Origin of the sequence: Streptomyces sp. SPB074, from assembly GCF_000154905.1 — a bacterium.
Lineage (GTDB): Bacteria > Actinomycetota > Actinomycetes > Streptomycetales > Streptomycetaceae > Streptomyces.
Map to the genome: position 1 here is coordinate 5,957,484 of NZ_GG770539.1, position 16,988 is coordinate 5,974,471.

Annotated in this window: 19 protein-coding genes and 1 pseudogene; 11 read left to right on the forward strand and 9 right to left on the reverse strand. The window is 73.9% G+C overall.

The features are described 5' to 3' along the window. The first annotated feature begins 3 nt into the window (after positions 1-3). Together SSBG_RS25200 and SSBG_RS25205 are read left to right on the forward strand one after the other, a co-directional pair. On the forward strand, positions 4-558 hold the full coding sequence (locus tag SSBG_RS25200) for an arginine repressor (RefSeq protein WP_008748888.1): 555 nt from the start codon (positions 4-6) through the stop codon (positions 556-558). Between the two features lie 80 nt (positions 559-638). Beyond that, positions 639-1,394 (forward strand): restriction endonuclease, encoded by a 756-nt coding sequence (locus tag SSBG_RS25205; RefSeq protein WP_008748889.1) that lies wholly within the window; start codon positions 639-641, stop codon positions 1,392-1,394. A 13-nt stretch (positions 1,395-1,407) separates the two neighbouring features. Here SSBG_RS25205 and SSBG_RS25210 read toward each other — a convergent pair whose 3' ends face one another. The 3 genes from SSBG_RS25210 to SSBG_RS25220 form a co-directional block, all read right to left on the reverse strand. Beyond that, entirely contained in the window at positions 1,408-1,623 is a 216-nt protein-coding gene (locus SSBG_RS25210; protein ID WP_158677809.1) for a hypothetical protein, read from the reverse strand. A gap of 211 nt (positions 1,624-1,834) precedes the next feature. Then, on the reverse strand, positions 1,835-2,851 hold the full coding sequence (locus tag SSBG_RS25215) for a bile acid:sodium symporter family protein (protein ID WP_008748891.1): 1,017 nt from the start codon (positions 2,849-2,851) through the stop codon (positions 1,835-1,837). A gap of 90 nt (positions 2,852-2,941) precedes the next feature. Continuing rightward, a complete protein-coding gene (locus SSBG_RS25220; RefSeq protein WP_037870599.1) occupies positions 2,942-3,694 on the reverse strand; it encodes a L,D-transpeptidase family protein in 753 nt (250 codons plus the stop codon). A 416-nt stretch (positions 3,695-4,110) separates the two neighbouring features. On the opposite strand from SSBG_RS25220, the gene SSBG_RS25225 reads away from it, so the two are divergent. Next, on the forward strand, positions 4,111-4,479 hold the full coding sequence (locus SSBG_RS25225; protein ID WP_008748893.1) for a DUF805 domain-containing protein: 369 nt from the start codon (positions 4,111-4,113) through the stop codon (positions 4,477-4,479). 58 nt (positions 4,480-4,537) lie between these two features. Here SSBG_RS25225 and SSBG_RS25230 read toward each other — a convergent pair whose 3' ends face one another. Beyond that, a complete protein-coding gene (locus SSBG_RS25230) occupies positions 4,538-5,128 on the reverse strand; it encodes a pyridoxamine 5'-phosphate oxidase family protein (RefSeq protein WP_008748894.1) in 591 nt (196 codons plus the stop codon). 102 nt (positions 5,129-5,230) lie between these two features. Here SSBG_RS25230 and SSBG_RS25235 point away from each other — a divergent pair, with 102 nt between their 5' ends. The 3 genes from SSBG_RS25235 to SSBG_RS25245 all read left to right on the forward strand — a co-directional run bounded on the left by SSBG_RS25235 (position 5,231) and on the right by SSBG_RS25245 (position 8,303). Further along, positions 5,231-5,599 (forward strand): DUF488 domain-containing protein, encoded by a 369-nt coding sequence (locus SSBG_RS25235; protein ID WP_008748895.1) that lies wholly within the window; start codon positions 5,231-5,233, stop codon positions 5,597-5,599. A gap of 144 nt (positions 5,600-5,743) precedes the next feature. Then, a complete protein-coding gene (gene argH / locus SSBG_RS25240) occupies positions 5,744-7,180 on the forward strand; it encodes an argininosuccinate lyase (RefSeq protein WP_008748896.1) in 1,437 nt (478 codons plus the stop codon). Between the two features lie 151 nt (positions 7,181-7,331). Further along, the gene (locus tag SSBG_RS25245) at positions 7,332-8,303 is read left to right on the forward strand and encodes an aldo/keto reductase (RefSeq protein ID WP_008748897.1); all 972 of its coding nucleotides are present in this window, start codon (positions 7,332-7,334) and stop codon (positions 8,301-8,303) included. A gap of 172 nt (positions 8,304-8,475) precedes the next feature. Here SSBG_RS25245 and SSBG_RS25250 read toward each other — a convergent pair whose 3' ends face one another. Then, the gene (locus SSBG_RS25250; protein WP_008748898.1) at positions 8,476-8,976 is read right to left on the reverse strand and encodes an HAD domain-containing protein; all 501 of its coding nucleotides are present in this window, start codon (positions 8,974-8,976) and stop codon (positions 8,476-8,478) included. Between the two features lie 269 nt (positions 8,977-9,245). Between SSBG_RS25250 and SSBG_RS25255 the strand changes: the two genes are divergently transcribed. Together SSBG_RS25255 and SSBG_RS25260 are read left to right on the forward strand one after the other, a co-directional pair. Next, a complete protein-coding gene (locus SSBG_RS25255; protein WP_234010642.1) occupies positions 9,246-9,794 on the forward strand; it encodes a TetR/AcrR family transcriptional regulator in 549 nt (182 codons plus the stop codon). 2 nt (positions 9,795-9,796) lie between these two features. After that, the gene (locus SSBG_RS25260; protein ID WP_008748900.1) at positions 9,797-11,368 is read left to right on the forward strand and encodes an MFS transporter; all 1,572 of its coding nucleotides are present in this window, start codon (positions 9,797-9,799) and stop codon (positions 11,366-11,368) included. A gap of 207 nt (positions 11,369-11,575) precedes the next feature. On the opposite strand, the gene SSBG_RS25265 is transcribed toward SSBG_RS25260, so the two are convergent. Beyond that, complete coding sequence (locus SSBG_RS25265; RefSeq protein WP_008748901.1) at positions 11,576-12,247, reverse strand: lysophospholipid acyltransferase family protein; 672 nt, start codon at positions 12,245-12,247, stop codon at positions 11,576-11,578. 314 nt (positions 12,248-12,561) lie between these two features. Between SSBG_RS25265 and SSBG_RS25270 the strand changes: the two genes are divergently transcribed. The 3 genes from SSBG_RS25270 (at position 12,562) to SSBG_RS25280 (ending at position 14,947) form a co-directional block, all read left to right on the forward strand. Next, positions 12,562-13,746 (forward strand): glycerophosphodiester phosphodiesterase, encoded by a 1,185-nt coding sequence (locus SSBG_RS25270; RefSeq protein WP_008748902.1) that lies wholly within the window; start codon positions 12,562-12,564, stop codon positions 13,744-13,746. 96 nt (positions 13,747-13,842) lie between these two features. Next, complete coding sequence (locus SSBG_RS25275) at positions 13,843-14,424, forward strand: RNA polymerase sigma factor (protein WP_008748903.1); 582 nt, start codon at positions 13,843-13,845, stop codon at positions 14,422-14,424. Positions 14,425-14,449: 25 nt separating this feature from the next. Further along, positions 14,450-14,947, forward strand: a complete 498-nt coding sequence (locus SSBG_RS25280; RefSeq protein ID WP_037870601.1) for a GNAT family N-acetyltransferase — start codon at positions 14,450-14,452, stop codon at positions 14,945-14,947. A 57-nt stretch (positions 14,948-15,004) separates the two neighbouring features. On the opposite strand, the pseudogene SSBG_RS25285 reads toward SSBG_RS25280, so the two are convergent. The 3 genes and pseudogenes from SSBG_RS25285 to SSBG_RS25295 form a co-directional block, all read right to left on the reverse strand. Beyond that, positions 15,005-15,750: pseudogene (locus SSBG_RS25285) on the reverse strand (SAM-dependent methyltransferase). A gap of 235 nt (positions 15,751-15,985) precedes the next feature. Then, a complete protein-coding gene (locus SSBG_RS25290) occupies positions 15,986-16,450 on the reverse strand; it encodes a hypothetical protein (protein WP_008748907.1) in 465 nt (154 codons plus the stop codon). Positions 16,451-16,453: 3 nt separating this feature from the next. Beyond that, a complete protein-coding gene (locus SSBG_RS25295; RefSeq protein WP_008748908.1) occupies positions 16,454-16,813 on the reverse strand; it encodes a hypothetical protein in 360 nt (119 codons plus the stop codon). Positions 16,814-16,988: the final 175 nt, after the last annotated feature.

Here is a 16,988-nt window from a genome sequence, read left to right on the forward strand (position 1 = left end):
ACGATGAGCCAGGCGAGTCACGCGGATCAGACGCAGGACAACGAGCAGGCCGGGCCCGCGGTGCCGCAGACGCGCACCGCGCGGCATCGCAGGATCGTGGACATCCTCAACCGGCAGCCGGTCCGCTCCCAGAGCATGTTGGCGAAGCTGCTCGCCGACGACGGGCTCACCGTCACCCAGGCCACCCTCTCCAGGGACCTGGACGAGCTCAACGCGGTGAAGATCCGCAACAACGACGGCGACCTCATCTACGCGGTACCGAGCGAGGGCGGATTCCGCACCCCGCGCGCCCCCCTCGGCGAGTCCGCCAAGGAGGAGCGGATGCGCAGGCTCTCGGCGGAACTCCTCATCTCCGCCGAGGCGAGCGCCAACCTCGTCGTCCTGCGCACCCCGCCCGGCGCCGCCCAGTTCCTCGCCTCCGCCATCGACCAGGCCGAACTGCACGACATCCTCGGCACGATCGCGGGCGACGACACGCTGCTCCTGATCAGCCGCGACCCGGCCGGCGGCCAGCAACTCGCCGACCACCTGCTGCGCCTGGCCCAGCGCGTGAGCTGAAACCCCACCGGTTTGATCATGAAACCCGCCCGCCCGGGCACACGACCGTCACGACGGACGCACGGCGAGGGGCGGGTTTCATGGCATTCGGCAGGCGGCAGCCGACCGGGGTACGCACGCGCGCGACCCTCCTGGCCCTCGCCCTGGCCACCGCCCTCGTCGCGGCGGTGGCGCTCCTCTTCCTGCGCCTCGCCCACTGGGCGGGCGCCCACCCCGGGCAGGCGATCGCGGCGACCCTGCTCGCCCTGCCCCTCCTCTACGCCCTGGTACGGGGGATGCCGCGCGCCCGCGAACTGCGCCGCGCGGCCCGGGCGGGCATGGCGGAGGCGGACGCCGAGTTCCTGGCGGCGGAGCCCACCGTCGTCCTGGCACCCACCGGCCCGCAGGACGGCCGCACCCTCCCGCTCACCGAGCCCTCGCCCGGCCTCTCCGCGCGCACGACCGATCTCACGGCCCTCGCCCCGGACGCCTTCGAGGAGGCGGTCGCCGACCTGTGCCGCCGCGACGGCTGCCGGGACGTCGAGGTCGTGGGCGGCGCGGGCGACCTGGGCGCCGACGCCCTGGCCACCGCTCCCGACGGCCGCCGCGTCGTCATCCAGTGCAAGCGCTACGCCCCCACCCACAAGGCCGGTTCCCAGGACCTCCAGCGCTTCGGCGGCACCTGCTGGACGGTCCACGCCGCCCAGCTCGCCCTCGTGGTCACCACCAGCACCTTCACCGACCCGGCCGCGGAGTACGCCGAAGCCTGCGGCATCCGCCTGATCGACGGAGCGGCCCTGGACGCCTGGACCACGGGCGCGTCGGCGGCGCCGTGGGGACCGGCGCGGGTGGGGTGATCGGGGAGCGCCCTCACCGCGCGGGCGGGAGGAGCGCGAAGTGGAGTTCCGCGATCCCGGGCGCGATCCCGGGCAGCACGTCCGGGAGCAGACCGAGCGCCGTGTCCGCCGGGCCGTCCTCCAGCAGCAGCCGCAGCAGCGATACCGCGCCCCCCGGATCGGCCACCCCGCCGAGCCCCCGCACCAGACCGAGCACCCGCCCGGCCCCCTCCGGCCCCCGCTCGGTCAACCGCTTCCCGGCAACCCGCGCGGCCCCCTCCGCCGCCTCACCGAGACCCGCACAGGCCAGTGCACGCGCCACACGGAGCACGACCACGCCCCCCGGCGCACTCCACGGCCCCCGCGCCGCCACGGCGGCCGCCTTCGTCGCCGCGCTCAGCAGGGGGATCGGCCATGGGCGGGCGTACGGTTGCGCGTTGCTGCTGGTGCGTTGAGGGGGCTCAGCGGGCGGGCTCCGGTGCGGGGGTGGTGGTGTCCAGCGGTTGCGCGCGGCGCGAGCGGTGGGCCATGACGGCGGCGACGAGGGCGCCCGAGATGTTGTGCCACACCGAGAAGACGGCGGCCGGCAGGGCGGCGAGCGGGCTGAAGTGGGTGGTCGCGAGCGAGGCCGCGAGTCCGGAGTTCTGCATCCCGACCTCGAAGGCCATGGCGCGGCTCGCGGGCGGCCCGAGGCGCGTCAGCCTGCCCGCTCCGTAACCGAGCGCGAGACCGAGGCCGTTGTGCAGGACGACGGCCAGCAGCACCGTCGCCGCGGCCGACTTGATGCTGTCGGCGCTCGCCGCGACGACGGCGGCGACGATCGCCGCGATCGCGACCGAGGAGAGCCACGGCATGACGCCGAGCACCCGCGTCACGATCCGTCCCGCGACGAGCCGGACGAGCAGGCCGCCGAGCACCGGGAGCAGCACCGTCTTGAGGATGTCGCCGACCATGGCACCCGCGTCCACCGGCAGGTAGGCACCTGCCAGGAGCAGCGTCAGCGGCGGGGTGACGAGCGGCGCGAGGACGGTGGACACGGTCGCGACCGAGACGGAGAGCGCCACGTCCCCGCGCGCGAGGAAGGTCACCACGTTCGAGGCCGTCCCGCTCGGCGCGCAGCCGACGAGAATCACCCCGGCCGCCAACTGCGGCGACAGGCCGAGGAGATGGGCCACGAGCCAGCCGAGGCCCGGCATGATCACGTAATGCGCGACGAGCCCGATCAGCACCGCCCACGGGCGCCGCGCGACGCCCTTGAAGTCGAGCGGCGTCATGGTCAGGCCCATGCAGAACATCACGACGCCGAGCAGGTACGGGACGTTCGCCGACCACCCGTCGAAGGTGCCCGGGGCGAGCAGCCCGGCCGCGCCCGCGAGCAGGACGAGCACGGGGAAGACGGTGACGGCGAGCCTGGCCGCCCGGTCGGCGGCGGGGGAGGCTTCGGGCGGTGCCGGTGCGGTGGGGACGCGTGATCGCATTTGCCAATGCAACTGCCGCGTCTCACGTCGCCGCAAGCGCGTCTCACGATGCGGGCGGGGGAGGATGTGGCGGCGCGATCGCCTCGCTTCTCAGTACCGCGTCACCGCTGTCCTGCCGGTCTCGGTGCCGATCGCGAGGCGGGCACCCGGGCGCGCCCAGCGGAGCAGGGCGCGCATCGCCGGGGCCGGGACGGAGACGCAACCCGCCGTGTCACCCTTGCCGTTGACGTGCAGGAAAATGCCCGCGCCCCGGCCGCGCACGGGGCGCGCGTAGTTGAAGTCCGTGACGAGGGCGTGCGCGTACTGGACCGGGTAGTCGGCCAGGCGTTCGGACTCCTCGGCGCGGCAGTCGGCCGCGCGCGGCTCGCTCCAGCGGTTGTACACGCGCGAGGCGTTGTCCTCGCACCACCAGGAGCGCGGCGTCACGGGCCGGTAGGGCAGCCGGGTTCCCGCCGGGGCGGGCTCGGTGCCGAAGGCGAAGGGGAGGCCGAAGAGGCCGGTCGGGGTGGTGTTCGTCCCCTGCTCGCGCCGCGTCCCCTCGACGAGGCCGCCCGCGCCGAACCGGGCGGCGGCCCGCCCGCGCGCCCGCCAGCCGCCGTCCGCGTCCCGTTCCCACCACGTGAGCGTGCCGCGTGTGGCGCGGGTGCCGGGGGCGGTGGCGACGAGGAGTCGCCGCGCGCCGCCCGTGCCGGCGAGGCGGGCGGGGAGCGGGGGCGGGGCCGACGTCCCGGCGCGCGGCGCGGCGGGGGCTCGCGGGGAGGTGAGGACGGGAGTGGTGAGCGGGCCGAGGAGCAGCGCGAGGGAGAGGGCGGTGGTCGCGCGGAGGCGGAGGGCGGGTCTCATGCGGCCGAACGTAGGCGGGGCGCGGCGGTGCGGCAGCGCGGCGCGGTCCGTGCGGGTGGAGGAGGGTTACCGGCCGGCGAAAGGGGGGCAATACCGATACTCGGGATAAGCCGAATGTTTGTTTGACGTGACCACGCTCGCGCCTTTACTCTCCCCCCACGTGATCAGCACGTGAGCGCCACATTCGCGCACGTGCCGGGAGTTCGTCTTCCTTGCCGCAGGCATTCCACCCGTGCCCACCCCCGTGGGCCCCGGGCCGCTCCGCCGCGTCGGAACGCACCCCCGCAACCGCCCGTCGTCCGGCCTGTCCCCGGCCGGTGGCCCGGCGGTCGCTATCACGTCCCGCTCACCGTTCACGAAGCGCGTGTCCGCCACGCGCTCACGCCAGGGGCAGCGCGCCCCGGGGGGTTCCGCACATGCACTACTACCTCGACGTCTTCAAGAAGTACGCCCAGTTCAGCGGGCGTGCGCGCAGGGCCGAGTACTGGATGTTCCAGCTGTTCAACCTCCTCGCGATGGCGATCCTGTTCATCCTCGGAATCGCCGTCACGAAGGTCTTCTTCGTCCTGTACGGCCTGTACACGCTCGCCCTCATCGTCCCGTCGCTCGCCCTCACGTGGCGTCGGCTGCACGACACCGGCCGTTCCGGCGGCTTCTTCTTCATCAGCTTCGTGCCCTTCATCGGCGGCATCTGGCTGTTCGTCCTCACCGTCCTCGAAGGCGACCGGCAGGGCAACATGTACGGCCCCGACCCGAAGGCCCCCGCGGGCGTGCCCCAGTACTGAGCCGCGCGCACGCGCACTCGGGCCCGGTCCCTCCGAGGGGGCCGGGCCCGTCGCCGTGTCAGGGCGCGGGCGTCGGCGGCAGCGGGAGCGGCAGTCCCGGCAGTCCGTCGATGCTCTTCGCGATGTGGTCCTTCTTCCCGAAGTACGCGTCGAGCGAGGCGTCGTCCTCGCGGGCGAAGCGCCGCGCGTGCAGGTCGCGCTCCTTCTCGTACGCCATGAAGGGCACCGCGTAGCCGCACGTGTCCCTGATCAGCTCGGCGTGCACGAGGATTACGGCGCGCAGCCCGTGCGGGCCCGGGTCCACGGACCCGAAGCGCGCCACGAGGTCCGGGTAGCGGGGGTCGTCCCGGAAGACCGCCTCGCCGTGCCCGTGGACGCGCACGATGTTCGGCGGGCCCTGGAAGGCGCACCACATCAGCGTGATGCGCCCGTTCTCGCGCAGGTGGGCGATCGTCTCCGCGTTGCTGCCCGCGAAGTCGAGGTACGCCACGGTGTGCGCGTCGAGCACGGCGAAGGAGCCGCGCACCCCCTTGGGGGAGAGGTTGACCGTGCCCTGTCCGGAGAGCGGTGCCGTCGCCGTGAAGAACACGGGCTGTTCCTCGATGAAGGCGCGCAGACGGCCGTCGATGCGTTCGTAGGTCTTTCCCATGGTCCGATTCTCCGCCCGGCGCCCCGGCGGGGGCAGAGGTTTTCGCCGCGCGGAAGGGCGCGGGGTGCCTCAGCATGGACCGGGGTACGAAGGGAGCGCGCCATGGCGGACGAGACGGCATCCGGGGTGCGGGTGCGACGCGCCTACGACCCCCCGGAAGCGGCGGACGGACACCGCGTCCTCGTGGACCGGCTGTGGCCGCGCGGGCTCTCCAAGGAGCACGCGCACTTCGACGAGTGGCTAAGGACCGTCGCGCCGAGCGCGGAACTGCGCCGGTGGTACGGGCACGACCCCGCCAGGTTCGGTGAGTTCGCCGCGCGCTACCGCGCCGAACTCGCCGAGGCCGAGCACGCCGAGGCCCTCGGCCGGCTGCGCGCTCTCGCGGTCGGCGGCCCGCTGACACTGCTCACCGCGACGAAAGACCTGGAACACGCCCACACCCATGTGCTCGCGGAGGAGTTGAAGGGGTGAGCGTGCCGGGGACGGGCCGCTCACGCGCGAGCGGCCCGCCCGCCGCACGCCTCGCACGGCGGCGAACGGCCGATTGACGAACCATGCATGAGTCTGCATACTCATGCATATGAAGTCCGATCATGCCGCGCGAGGAGCACAGCAGTGAGCAGCAGCAACGGTGACGTCCGGCTCTGGGGCGGCCGCTTCGCCGACGGCCCCGCCGAGGCCCTCGCGAAACTCTCCGCCTCGGTGCACTTCGACTGGCGCCTCGCCCCGTACGACATCGCGGGCTCCCGCGCCCACGCCCGGGTGCTGCGCGCCGCCGGGCTGCTCACCGAGGACGAGCTGACCCGGATGCACGAGGGCCTCGACCGGCTCGCCGCCGACGTCGCCTCCGGCGGCTTCACCGGCACCGTCGCCGACGAGGACGTGCACACCGCGCTGGAGCGCGGCCTGCTGGAGCGCGTCGGCCCCGACCTCGGCGGGAAACTGCGCGCCGGGCGCTCGCGCAACGACCAGATCGCCACGCTCTTCCGCATGTACCTGCGCGACCACGCGCGGATCATCGGCGGCCTGATCGCGGAGCTCCAGGACGCCCTCGTCGGCCTCGCCGAGGCCCACCCGGACCTCGCCATGCCGGGCCGCACCCACCTCCAGCACGCGCAGCCCGTCCTCTTCGCGCACCACCTCCTCGCCCACGTCCAGCCCCTCTCCAGGGACGCCGAGCGGCTGCGGCAGTGGGACGAGCGGACGGCTGTGTCCCCGTACGGCTCCGGGGCGCTCGCGGGCTCCTCGCTCGGCCTCGATCCCGAGGCCGTCGCGGCCGACCTGGGCTTCGAGCACGGCTCCGTCGCCAACTCGATCGACGGCACGGCCTCCCGCGACTTCGTCGCCGAGTTCGCGTTCGTGACCGCGATGATCGGCGTCAACCTCTCGCGGATCGCCGAGGAGATCATCCTGTGGAACACGAAGGAGTTCTCCTTCGTGACCCTCCACGACGCCTTCTCGACCGGCTCCTCGATCATGCCGCAGAAGAAGAACCCGGACATCGCCGAGCTGGCGCGCGGCAAGTCGGGGCGCCTCATCGGCAACCTCACCGGCCTCCTCGCCACGCTCAAGGCACTCCCGCTCGCGTACAACCGCGACCTCCAGGAGGACAAGGAGCCCGTCTTCGACTCCTGCGACCAGCTCGAAGTCCTCCTGCCCGCCTTCACCGGCATGATCGCGACGCTCACCGTGCACCGCGAGCGCCTGGAGGAGCTGGCCCCGGCCGGGTTCTCGCTCGCGACCGACATCGCCGAGTGGCTTGTCAAGCGCGGGGTGCCCTTCCGCGTCGCGCACGAGGTCGCGGGCGCGTGCGTCAAGGAGTGCGAGGCGCACGGCATCGAGCTGGACCAGCTCAGCGACGAGCAGTTCGCGAAGATCTCCCCGCACCTGAGGCCCGAGGTCCGCGAGGTCCTCAACGTCCCCGGCGCCCTCGCGGCCCGCGACGGGCGCGGCGGCACGGCCCCCTCGGCCGTCGCCGTCCAGCTCGCCGAGGTCAAGGAGGACCTGGCCGTGCAGCACGCCTGGGCGCAGGCCAAGCAGCCACTCGTCTGAGGCCGCCCCGCCCGGCCGCCTTGCCGTACCGGCCGGCCGGGTCGGTGCGCGGGGTGTCCTCGCGCGGCGTTACGTTGACGGGGCCGCCGTCCGCCGGGCACACCGCCCGGCGCGGTGCCCCCGTCGCCGTACCCCCGCGAAGGAGCCCCCCATGCCGTTCGCCCGCCTCGCCGCCGCACCCACCCCCGTCTCCCGCGTCGGCCTCGGCCTGGCCGCCGTGGGACGGCCCGGGTACCTCAACCTCGGCCGGGAGCGCGACCTGCCGCCGGGGCGCGGCGTCGAGGACATGCGCGCCCGCGCGCACGACCTGCTCGACGCCGCCTACGAGCAGGGCGTGCGGTACGTGGACACCGCCCGGTCCTACGGGCGCGCCGAGGAGTTCCTCTCCGGCTGGCTCGCCGCGCACCCGCAGGCCACCGATCTCGTCGTCGGCAGCAAGTGGGGCTACACGTACACGGCCGGCTGGCGCGCGGACGCCGCCTCGCACGAGGTCAAGGACCACACGCTCGCCACGTACGAGCGTCAGGTCGCCGAGTCCAGGGACCTGCTCGGCGACCGCCTCGACCTCTACCAGATCCACTCCCTCACGCCCGAGAGCCCCGCCCTCACCGACCGCGCCCTGCACGAGCGCCTCGCCGCGCTCGCCGCCGAGGGCGTCACGATCGGCTGCTCGGTGAGCGGCCCAGGCCAGGCCGCGGCGATCCACGAGGCACTCGCCGTCGAGGTCGCGGGACAGCCCCTCTTCCGCACGTTCCAGGCCACCTACAACGTGTACGAACGCAGCGCCGGGCCCGCCCTGGAGGCCGCGCACGGCGCGGGGCGTGCCGTACTGATCAAGGAAGGTCTCGCCAACGGCCGCCTCGCCGGTGAGGCGGCCCCGACCGCCGTGCGCGCCGTCGCCGGTGAACTCGGCACGACCCCGGACGCCGTCGCCCTCGCCTTCGTCCTGCGCGCCCCCTGGGTCGAGGTCGCCCTCTCTGGCGCGGCGACGGTCGCCCAGCTCGACACCAACCTGCGCGCGCTCTCACTCCCGCTCGACGAGGAACGCCTCGAACGCCTCGACGCGGCGGCGGAGGAAGCGGGCGAGTACTGGCGAAAGCGGGCGGCGCTGCCGTGGCAGTGAGGACGGGAGCGGCTGAGGTGGGGAGGGCGGCTGTACCCGGATGGTGAGGGTGGGCACGGCTGTGGCGGTGTGGGCCGGGCGCGGCTGTGGCGTGAGCGCGGCGGCGCGACGGGGGAGCGGGGGCAGGGCGAGGAGGGGCGACGCGGTGGGACGACCACCCGCGGTCGCCCGGTCACACGCTCTCCGCCCACTCCTCCGGGGCCAGGAAGTCCTCCTCCGTGAGCCCCCGCGCCGGGTCGACCCGCAGAAGCGCGGCCGGCGCGGGGTAATGGGCGTCCACCCACGCCCGGTCGCGGGGCCCGAACTCGTCGTCCACCCAGGCGAAGGGGCGCCCCGCCGCCCGGGCCAGCACCTCGCGCAGCTTCCAGAAGGTGCCGTCCGGGCCCGGCGTGCGCGCGGGCCAGCGCACGTACGGGAGCGGGGGCAGCCCCAGTTCCGGGGCCACGTACGTGTTCGCCTCCGCCTCCCACGTCGGGGCCCACACCAGCTCGTACCGTCGCGCGAGCGCGCGCAGCCGCTCCCCGTGCGCCGGGTTGAGGCGTAGCTCCAGGGGCTCGGCCCAGCCCCAGTCCGCCGGGCGGACCATGCGGGAGCGGTAGCCGGGCAGGCGGCGGCGCGGTGCCGCGAAGGGATTGAGCGGGCCGTCGACGTCGAGGAAGAGGAACGGTTTCATGGCGCGCTCCGGGGGGCGGTGCGTCCATTGTGAACGAGGGGGGCCGTCCGTGTGTGGGCCGAGGGAGCCGTCCGTGAGCGAGGCCGGTCGGGTCGGGCGCGCGGGTCCCTGCCGCTGGGCGTGGCCCCGGGCCTCCGTGCGTGAGCGCGGCCCCCGCTCTCGCGCTTCCACGTGACGGGCACGTGTCCGCATCGAGACGTCACCGGATCGGGCGAGACGTCCCTGATCCCTATGAGACGTTCATGTCTCATTTTGCTAGGGTCGGGGGCATGACTGTCGACCGTGACCAGGTGCTGCGCTCCGCCGCCACGCTCCTCGTGCGCCGTTCCGGCGCCACGATGGACGAGGTGGCGCGGGCCGCCGGGGTCAGCCGTGCCACGCTGCACCGGCTCTTCGCCGGGCGCGAAGCGCTCGTGCGGGCCCTGGAGGAGCTGGGCATCCGCGAGTGCGAGGCCGCCGTGGCCGCCGCGCGGACCGACGAGGGGCCCGCCGTCGAGGCGCTGCGCCGGCTCGTCGCCGGCCTCCAGGGGCCCGCCCCCCTGCTCTCCTTCCTCATCACCGAGGCGCAGCTCTTCGAGGGCGAGGAGATCGACGCGGGCTGGGCCCGGCTCGACAGCCGTTTCACGGCGCTGTTCACCCGCGGCCAGCGCACCGGCGAGTTCCGCATCGATCTGAGCCCCACCTGGCTCACCGAGGCGCTCTACGCCCTCATAGGGTCCTGCGGCTGGTGCGTCGTGGACGGCCGCGTCGCCGCACAGGACTTCCCGCGCAACGTGTCCGAGCTGCTGCTCGGCGGGGTACTGAGGAGGACCCCGTGACCATGACCACGCCCCCCGCCCCCGCACGCGGCCCCCTCGCCCGCTGGCTCGCCCTCGGCGTCCTCGTCCTCGCGGTGCTGCTCATCGCGGTCGACGCGACCGTGCTCGGCCTCGCCACCCCGTACATCAGCGAGGACCTGCGCCCCTCGGGCACCCAGCTCCTGTGGATCGGCGATGTCTACTCCTTCGTGATCGCCGGGCTGCTCGTCTCGATGGGCGGGCTCGGCGACCGCATCGGCCGCAAGCGCCTGCTGCTCCTCGGCGCGATCGCCTTCGGCGGGATCTCTGTCCTCAACGCCTACGCCGGCACACCCGAGATCCTCATCCTCGCGCGCGCCCTGCTCGGCGTCGCGGGCGCGACGCTCATGCCTTCCACGCTCGCGCTGATCCGCAACATCTTCCCCGACCCGCGCGAGCGGAGCTTCGCGATCGGCGCCTGGGGCGCGGCCTCCTCGGCCGGGATGGCGCTCGGCCCGATCGTCGGCGGCTTCCTCCTCGAACACTTCTGGTGGGGCTCGGTCTTCCTCATCAACCTGCCCGTCATGGCGCTCCTCGTGCTCGTCGGCGCCAAGCTCCTGCCCGAGTCGAAGGACCCCGCCCCGGGCCCCTGGGACCTGCCGAGCGTCGCGCTCTCGCTCGCCGGGATGTTCGGTCTCGTCTACGCGGTGAAGGAACTGGCCGCGGGCGAGGTCATCGGGCTCACGCTCGGCACCGGCACCGGCGGGCTGCTGCTCCTGCTGTGGTTCGTACGCCGTCAGCTCACACTGCCCACACCGCTGCTGAACATGCGGCTGTTCCGCAACCGGGGCTTCAGCGCCGCCGTCGTCGCCGACCTGCTCACCGTGCTCGGCCTCTCCGGGCTCGTCTTCTTCCTCTCGCAGTTCCTGCAACTCGTCCAGGGGCGCACCCCGCTGGCCGCCGGGCTCGCCGAACTGCCCTCCGCGATCGGCGCGGTGGGGGCCGGGCTCGTCGCGGGCGTCGTCGCGCGCCGGTTCTCCGTGCGCGCCGTGGTCTCCGGAGGGCTCGCGGCGATCGCCGTGGCACTGGGAGCCGTCGTCTTCATCGGCGAGCACACGGGCTACCCGCTGCTCGGCGGCGTGCTCCTCGTCGTGGGTCTCGGCGCGGGCTTCTCCTTCACCGTCACGGCGGACGTCATCCTCTCGGCCGTGCCGAAGGAGAAGGCCGGATCGGCCTCGGCCGTCTCCGAGACCGCCTACGAACTCGGCACGGCCCTCGGTATCGCGCTGCTCGGCTCGGTGGTCAACGGTGTCTACCGGGACTTCGCCACCCCGCCCGGAGTCCCGGGCCAGGTCGCCTCGGCGGCCCACGAATCGCTGGGCGGGGCCAGCGAGGCGGCCCACCGCCTCCCCGCACCCCTGGCCGCGCGCATGTTCGACGCGGCGAGCGACGCCTTCGTGACGGGCCTGCACTACGCGGCCGTCGGCGGCGCCGTCGTCCTCCTCGGCACGGCCGTCGCGGCCTGGTTCCTGCTCAAGGGCCAGCGGCTCGACGTGAGCGACGAGGACGAGACGGAGATACGCGAGAGCGCGACGTCGGCGGGGGCGGCGCGATAGCGGGACCGGGACGGCCCGGGCGCGGCGTTCCGTGGGTGGCACGGCGTGCGCGCGGGTACCGGGTCGGTGTCCGGCCCTTCGAAAGGAGCCAGCCGCGCTGATCCTGCCCGCCGTACACGCGACGGGGGCCTTGGGGCCCGCACCGCCGACCTGGGGGCTCATTCCCGTTGCGGTAGTACTTTTCGGACTCGCCGTGTACGGGCGGTGTCAGGCCGCCTTCGCCTTGGTCGCGTACATGTCCACGTACTCCTGGCCCGAGAGCCGCATGACCTCGGTCATGACCGAGTCGGTCACCGCGCGCAGCACGTAGCGGTCGCGGTCCATGCCCTCGTAGCGCGAGAACTCCATCGGCTCGCCGAAACGGACCGTGACCTTGCCCGGGCGGGGAAGGCCCTTGCCGCCGGGCTGGAGCTTGTCGGTGCCGATCATCGCGAACGGGACGACGGGCGCGCCCGTCATCAGGGTCAGGCGCGCGATCCCGGTACGGCCCCGGTACAGGCGGCCGTCGGGGGAGCGGGTGCCCTCCGGGTAGATGCCGAAGATCCGGCCCTCCTCCAGGATGCGGCGCCCCGTCATGAGCGCGGCCACCCCGCCGTTGGCGCCGTCGCGGTCCACCGGGATCATCCCGACACCCGTGAAGAACCAGGCCATGGCCCGGCCCTTGACGCCCTTGCCCGTGACGTACTCGTCCTTGCCGATGAACATCACCTGCCGGTCGCAGACGACGGGGAGGATCAGCGAGTCGATGAACGTCAGGTGGTTCCCGGCCAGGATCACCGGGCCCTCGCCCGGGATGCGCTCCATGCCCTCGACCTGCGGCCGGAACCACAGCCGCATGACAGGACCCAGGACGGCCTTGAGGAACGCGAAGCGGGACAACTGACCCTCCGGAGCAGTCAGGACGACAAGCGGACCTGCGGGGCCCGCAGGTGAGGACGATACTCGCGCGTCGCCGGGCCGCGCACACCGGGGTTCACCGTGACCACACGAGGAGTTGATCCGCGGACGCCCGCGACCCTGGTCCGCGGGGCCGGTTTTCACCCGTTGTTCGGCACGGGTTCTCCCTCCGCGCGCGACCCCGCGCCTAGCATCGGCACCGCTTCACCGGGCGCCCCGCCCGTCACGGGACGGACCCCTCGTGACGGCGGGCCCCGCGCCCGTACCCGCACGTCCACGAGCGCAGGAGGACCCCCATGACGGACCAGGCACCCCAGCAGCCCGCTCCCCGCGCGGGCACCGCGCGCCGCACCCTGCTCGGCGCCGCCACCCTCGGCGCGGGCGCGGCCGTCGTGGGCCTGCCGGGCGCCGCGAGCGCGGCCGGGGGCCGGGGGCACGGCGGCGGCGCGCTGCGGGACCTGCCCGAGGTGACGGTCATCGGGCACCGCGGCACCTCCGGCTACCGCCCCGAGCACACCTTCGGCTCCTACCGGCTCGCGCTCGACATGGGTGTCCACATCATCGAGCAGGACCTCGTGCCCACGAAGGACGGGCACCTCGTGTGCCGTCACGAGAACGACATCACGCAGACCACCGACGTCGCCCGGCACCCCGAGTTCGCCGCGCGCCGCACGACCAAGACCGTGGACGGCGTACGCCTCACCGGCTGGTTCACCGAGGACTTCACGCTCGCCGAGCTCAAGACGCTGCGCGCGATCGAGCGCATCCCCGCCAACCGCCAGCACAACACCCTCTACGACGGCCGCTGGGACGTCCCGACCTTCGAGGAGGTCCTGGAGTGGGCCGAGCGCGAGGGCAGGGCCCGCGGCCGGAAGATCTGGCTCTACGTCGAAACGAAGCACCCCACCTACTTCCGCGGCCTCGGCCTCGGCCTCGAAGAGCGCCTCGCGCGCCTGCTGCGCAGGTACGGGCGCGACACCCGTGACTCCTCCGCGCTCATCCTCCAGTCCTTCGAGCCGACCAGCGTCCAGCGCCTCAAGAAGCTCGTGCGCACCCCGGGCATCGTGCTCCTCTCGACGGCGGGCACGAAGCCGTACGACTTCGAGGCCGCGGGCGACCCGCGCACGACCGACGACCTCGTCACCCCGAAGGGCCTGCGGTGGATCGCGTCCTTCGCCGACGGCATCGGCCCCGACCTCAGCCTCGTCATCCCCCGCGAGGCGGACGGCACTCTCGGCACGCCCACCCGCCTCGTGCGCGACGCCCACGCCCAGGGCCTGCGCCTGCACCCGTACACCGTGCGCAACGAGAACACCTTCCTGCCGGTGGACTACCGCGTCGGCAACGACCCGAACGCCTACGGGGACGCGCTCCGGCTCTTCGAGACGTACTACGCGACCGGCATCGACGGGCTCTTCTCGGACAACGGGGACACGGCGCTCCTCGCGCGCGAGAGCTACCTCGCGAAGAAGCACCGCTGACCCGCAAGAGCGTCAGCACGCGCGGTGGCGGCATCCCTCCGGGTGAGCCGCCGCCGCGCACGGAACCTTCCGGGCGCCCACGCGGTCCCGCCAGGCATGAGGACCACCCCGCCCCCGTACGACCACTGGCACCCGCTCGTCCGTGCCGCCGCCCGTGCCGAAGCGCTCGCGCAGGGCCTCGACGCGGCCGACCTCGAACAGTCCCTGTGGGTCCGGCTCCTGGAGCGGTTGCGCGGTACGCCGCCGCCCGCCGACCCCGCAGCCTGGCTCCGCGCGGCGGCCCGGGCCGAGGCGCGGGCGCTGGGGGAGGAGCCGGCCGGGCCGGCGCGCGAGCACCCGGGCGCCCCCGAGCCCGCCGACCCGCGCCCCGGGCCCGAGCAGCAGCACCTCGACGCAGAGCTGCTGCACGCCGTGCGCGAGGCGGTGGGCCGCCTCCCGGGCCGCTGCCGGGTCCTCTTCCGGGCCCTGCTCTCGCCGCGCGATCTCACCTACCGGGAGATCGCGGCGGAGTTGGGAATCTCACAGGGAAGCCTCGGACCCAGGCGCTCACACTGCCTGAACTGCCTGGGAAGACTGCTCGGACCGGGCGGCGCGCACACCCGTTCCGGTACCCGGCACCGCCCACCAGGTTTCGCGCGGGGTGGGGGATGGGGAATCCTGCGGGAGACACACCGGTGAACAGGTGAGCGGGAGGCGTGCACACATGGGCGCGAGCGTGACCATCTCTGCGGCGGCCGAAGAGGACGCCGAACAGATCCTGAAGCTCCAGTACCTCTGCTTCCAGAGCGAGGCGGAGCGGTACGGGGACTGGGGCATCGAGCCCCTGACCCAGAGCCTGGAGAGCCTGCGGGCCGAGCTGCGCTCCGGGCACGTGCTCGTCGCGCGCCTCGGCGAGGAGGTCGTGGGCTCGGTGCGGGGCGCGGTGGACGAGGGCGGGATCGCCCACATCGGCAAGCTCGTCGTGCACCCCCGGATGCAGCGGCACGGCCTCGGCGGGCGCCTCCTGCTCGCGGTCGAGAACGCCCTGCGCGCCGAGGGCCGCGCGCGCCGCTTCCAGCTCTTCACGGGGCACCGCAGCAACGTGCGCCTGTACCGCAAGTACGGCTACGCGCCCATCGGCACCGAGCAGGTCAGCGAGCGCCTGAGCATGGTGACGCTCACCAAGGAGACCGTCGCGGGGATGCGCCCGGCGGCCGTCTGAGGGACGGGGCGGGCCGCTCGCCGCGACCCGCCCCGCCTGCTCGGCACGCCGCGGGCGTCAGCGCGCCATCAGCGCGAACACGCCCCAGCCCAGATACCTGCGCCGGTACCTCGCGTGCCGCACCGGCGCCGTGTCCAGCTCGGCGCGCATCTGCGGCGCCATCGGGTCCCGCGGGTGCGCGTCGAGCCAGCGCCGCGTCGTGAGCCACTGGGCCGCGACGTAGCGGTCCCAGCCCGCGCGCTCGGCGAGGACCATCTCGACCACGTCGTAGCCGAGCGTCCCGAAGGACTCCAGGAGTCCGTCGAGCGGCGGATACGTGTCCCGCGCGGGCACGTCGCAGGCCCGCGCGGCCTCCTCGTCGGGCGGCAGTTCCGCCCAGTAGGGCTCCCCGACGAGGAGGAGGCCGCCGGGCCGCAGCGAACGCCGGAGCAGGGCGAGCGTACCGGGCACGCCGCCGCCGATCCAGGTGGCGCCGAGGCAGGCCGCGACGTCGACCGGTTCCTCGGCGACGAAGCCGGAGGCATCCGCGCGGACGAAGCGCACGTCGTCGCGGACACCGAGTTCGGCCGCGCGGGCGTGCGCGGCGGCGAGGAAGACGGTGGAGATGTCCACGCCGGTGCCGGTGATCCCGTGCGCGCGGGACCAGGTGCAGAGCAACTCGCCCGAACCGCAGGCGAGATCGAGCACCCGCGTCCCGGGCCGCAGCCCGATCGCCCGGCCGAGCAGCGCGAGCTGGTCCTCGGTGACGGGTTGTGGACGCGGTGTCCGCTCTCGCGGATGGTGAAACTACGGGGAAGATCCAGGGAATCCACGGGTGAAGGTCCTCAGGGTGGTGGTGACGGGGCTGCGGAGCGCCTCGCGCGCCCGCTCGTCGGTGCGCGGCCGTGCGGCCACGCTCTCCCGCGGCGTCATCAACTCACCCTTGTACCTGGCCGAAGTGCTGGGACCCGCCGAGCCTAGGCCGCGCGGGCCCGGGGCCACCACCGAATTACCCGGCGCCGCTCCCGGCCGCCGCGAAGGCGTCCCGTGCCCGAGGGCTCAGGCGGCCGTTCCCGCCGCCGTCTTCGCGTCCAGCGCCGCCACGCGCGAGCGCCGCAGCCACAGCAGGGCGCTGACGGGCAGGATCACCGGGATGAAGAGGTAGCCCATGCCGTAGTCGGACCACACCGTCGCGTCCGGGAACGAGTCGCCGTCCACGAGCGTCCAGGTGCCCACGACGAGCACACCGGCCAGCTCGATGGCGCAGCAGACGCGCGCCGCCGTGCGCGCGCCCTCGCCGCCGCGCACGAGGCTCCACGTGATGAAGCAGTACACGAGGCCCGCGACGGCGGAGAGCAGGTAGGCGAGCGGGGCACGGCCGAACTCGGTGCTGAGCTGGTACACGGAGCGCGAGAGCGCGCCGACCACCATGACCCCGTAGACCCACAGGAGGAGGATGCCCGGGCCGCTGATGAGCCTGGTCCGTCCCGCCCTGCCCGGCTCCCGTGTCGTGTCGCGCGCCATCGCTCAGCCACCCCAGATGTCGTAGAGCCGGACTTCGAGAACCGCGAGGACGACGCCGCCGGCCAGCACCGTCATCGAGCCCCACTTGCTGCGCTCGGTGAGCGACATGAACCCGGCCAGCGGGACGCACAGCGCGGCGCCCACGAGGTAGGCCACGAAGATCACCGTGCCCTGGTCGGGGTCATCGCCGCCCGCGAGCCGGACGATGCCGATGACGAGCTGCGCGAGGGCGAGCAGCGAGACGACCGCCATCCCGATGAAGTGCCAGTCCTTCGTGGACTGGTCCTTGGCGAAGGCGAGCCCGCACCAGGCGGCGAGCGCGAGCGCGGCGACGGCGGTCGCGATCGTCAGGGCATCGAACATGCGCCAGACCCTAGTACGGCCCCCATTCCGCCCGAAAAGCGGCCCGCCCCGAACGGAGGCCCAGAGAGGGCCGGAAAAGATCCCGCGCGGCCCGCCGACCGCACCCCCGCGGCCCGCCGACCGCACCCCCGCGGCCCGCCGCGCCGCACCGCCCCCGCGCGGGTAGCCCCCGGGC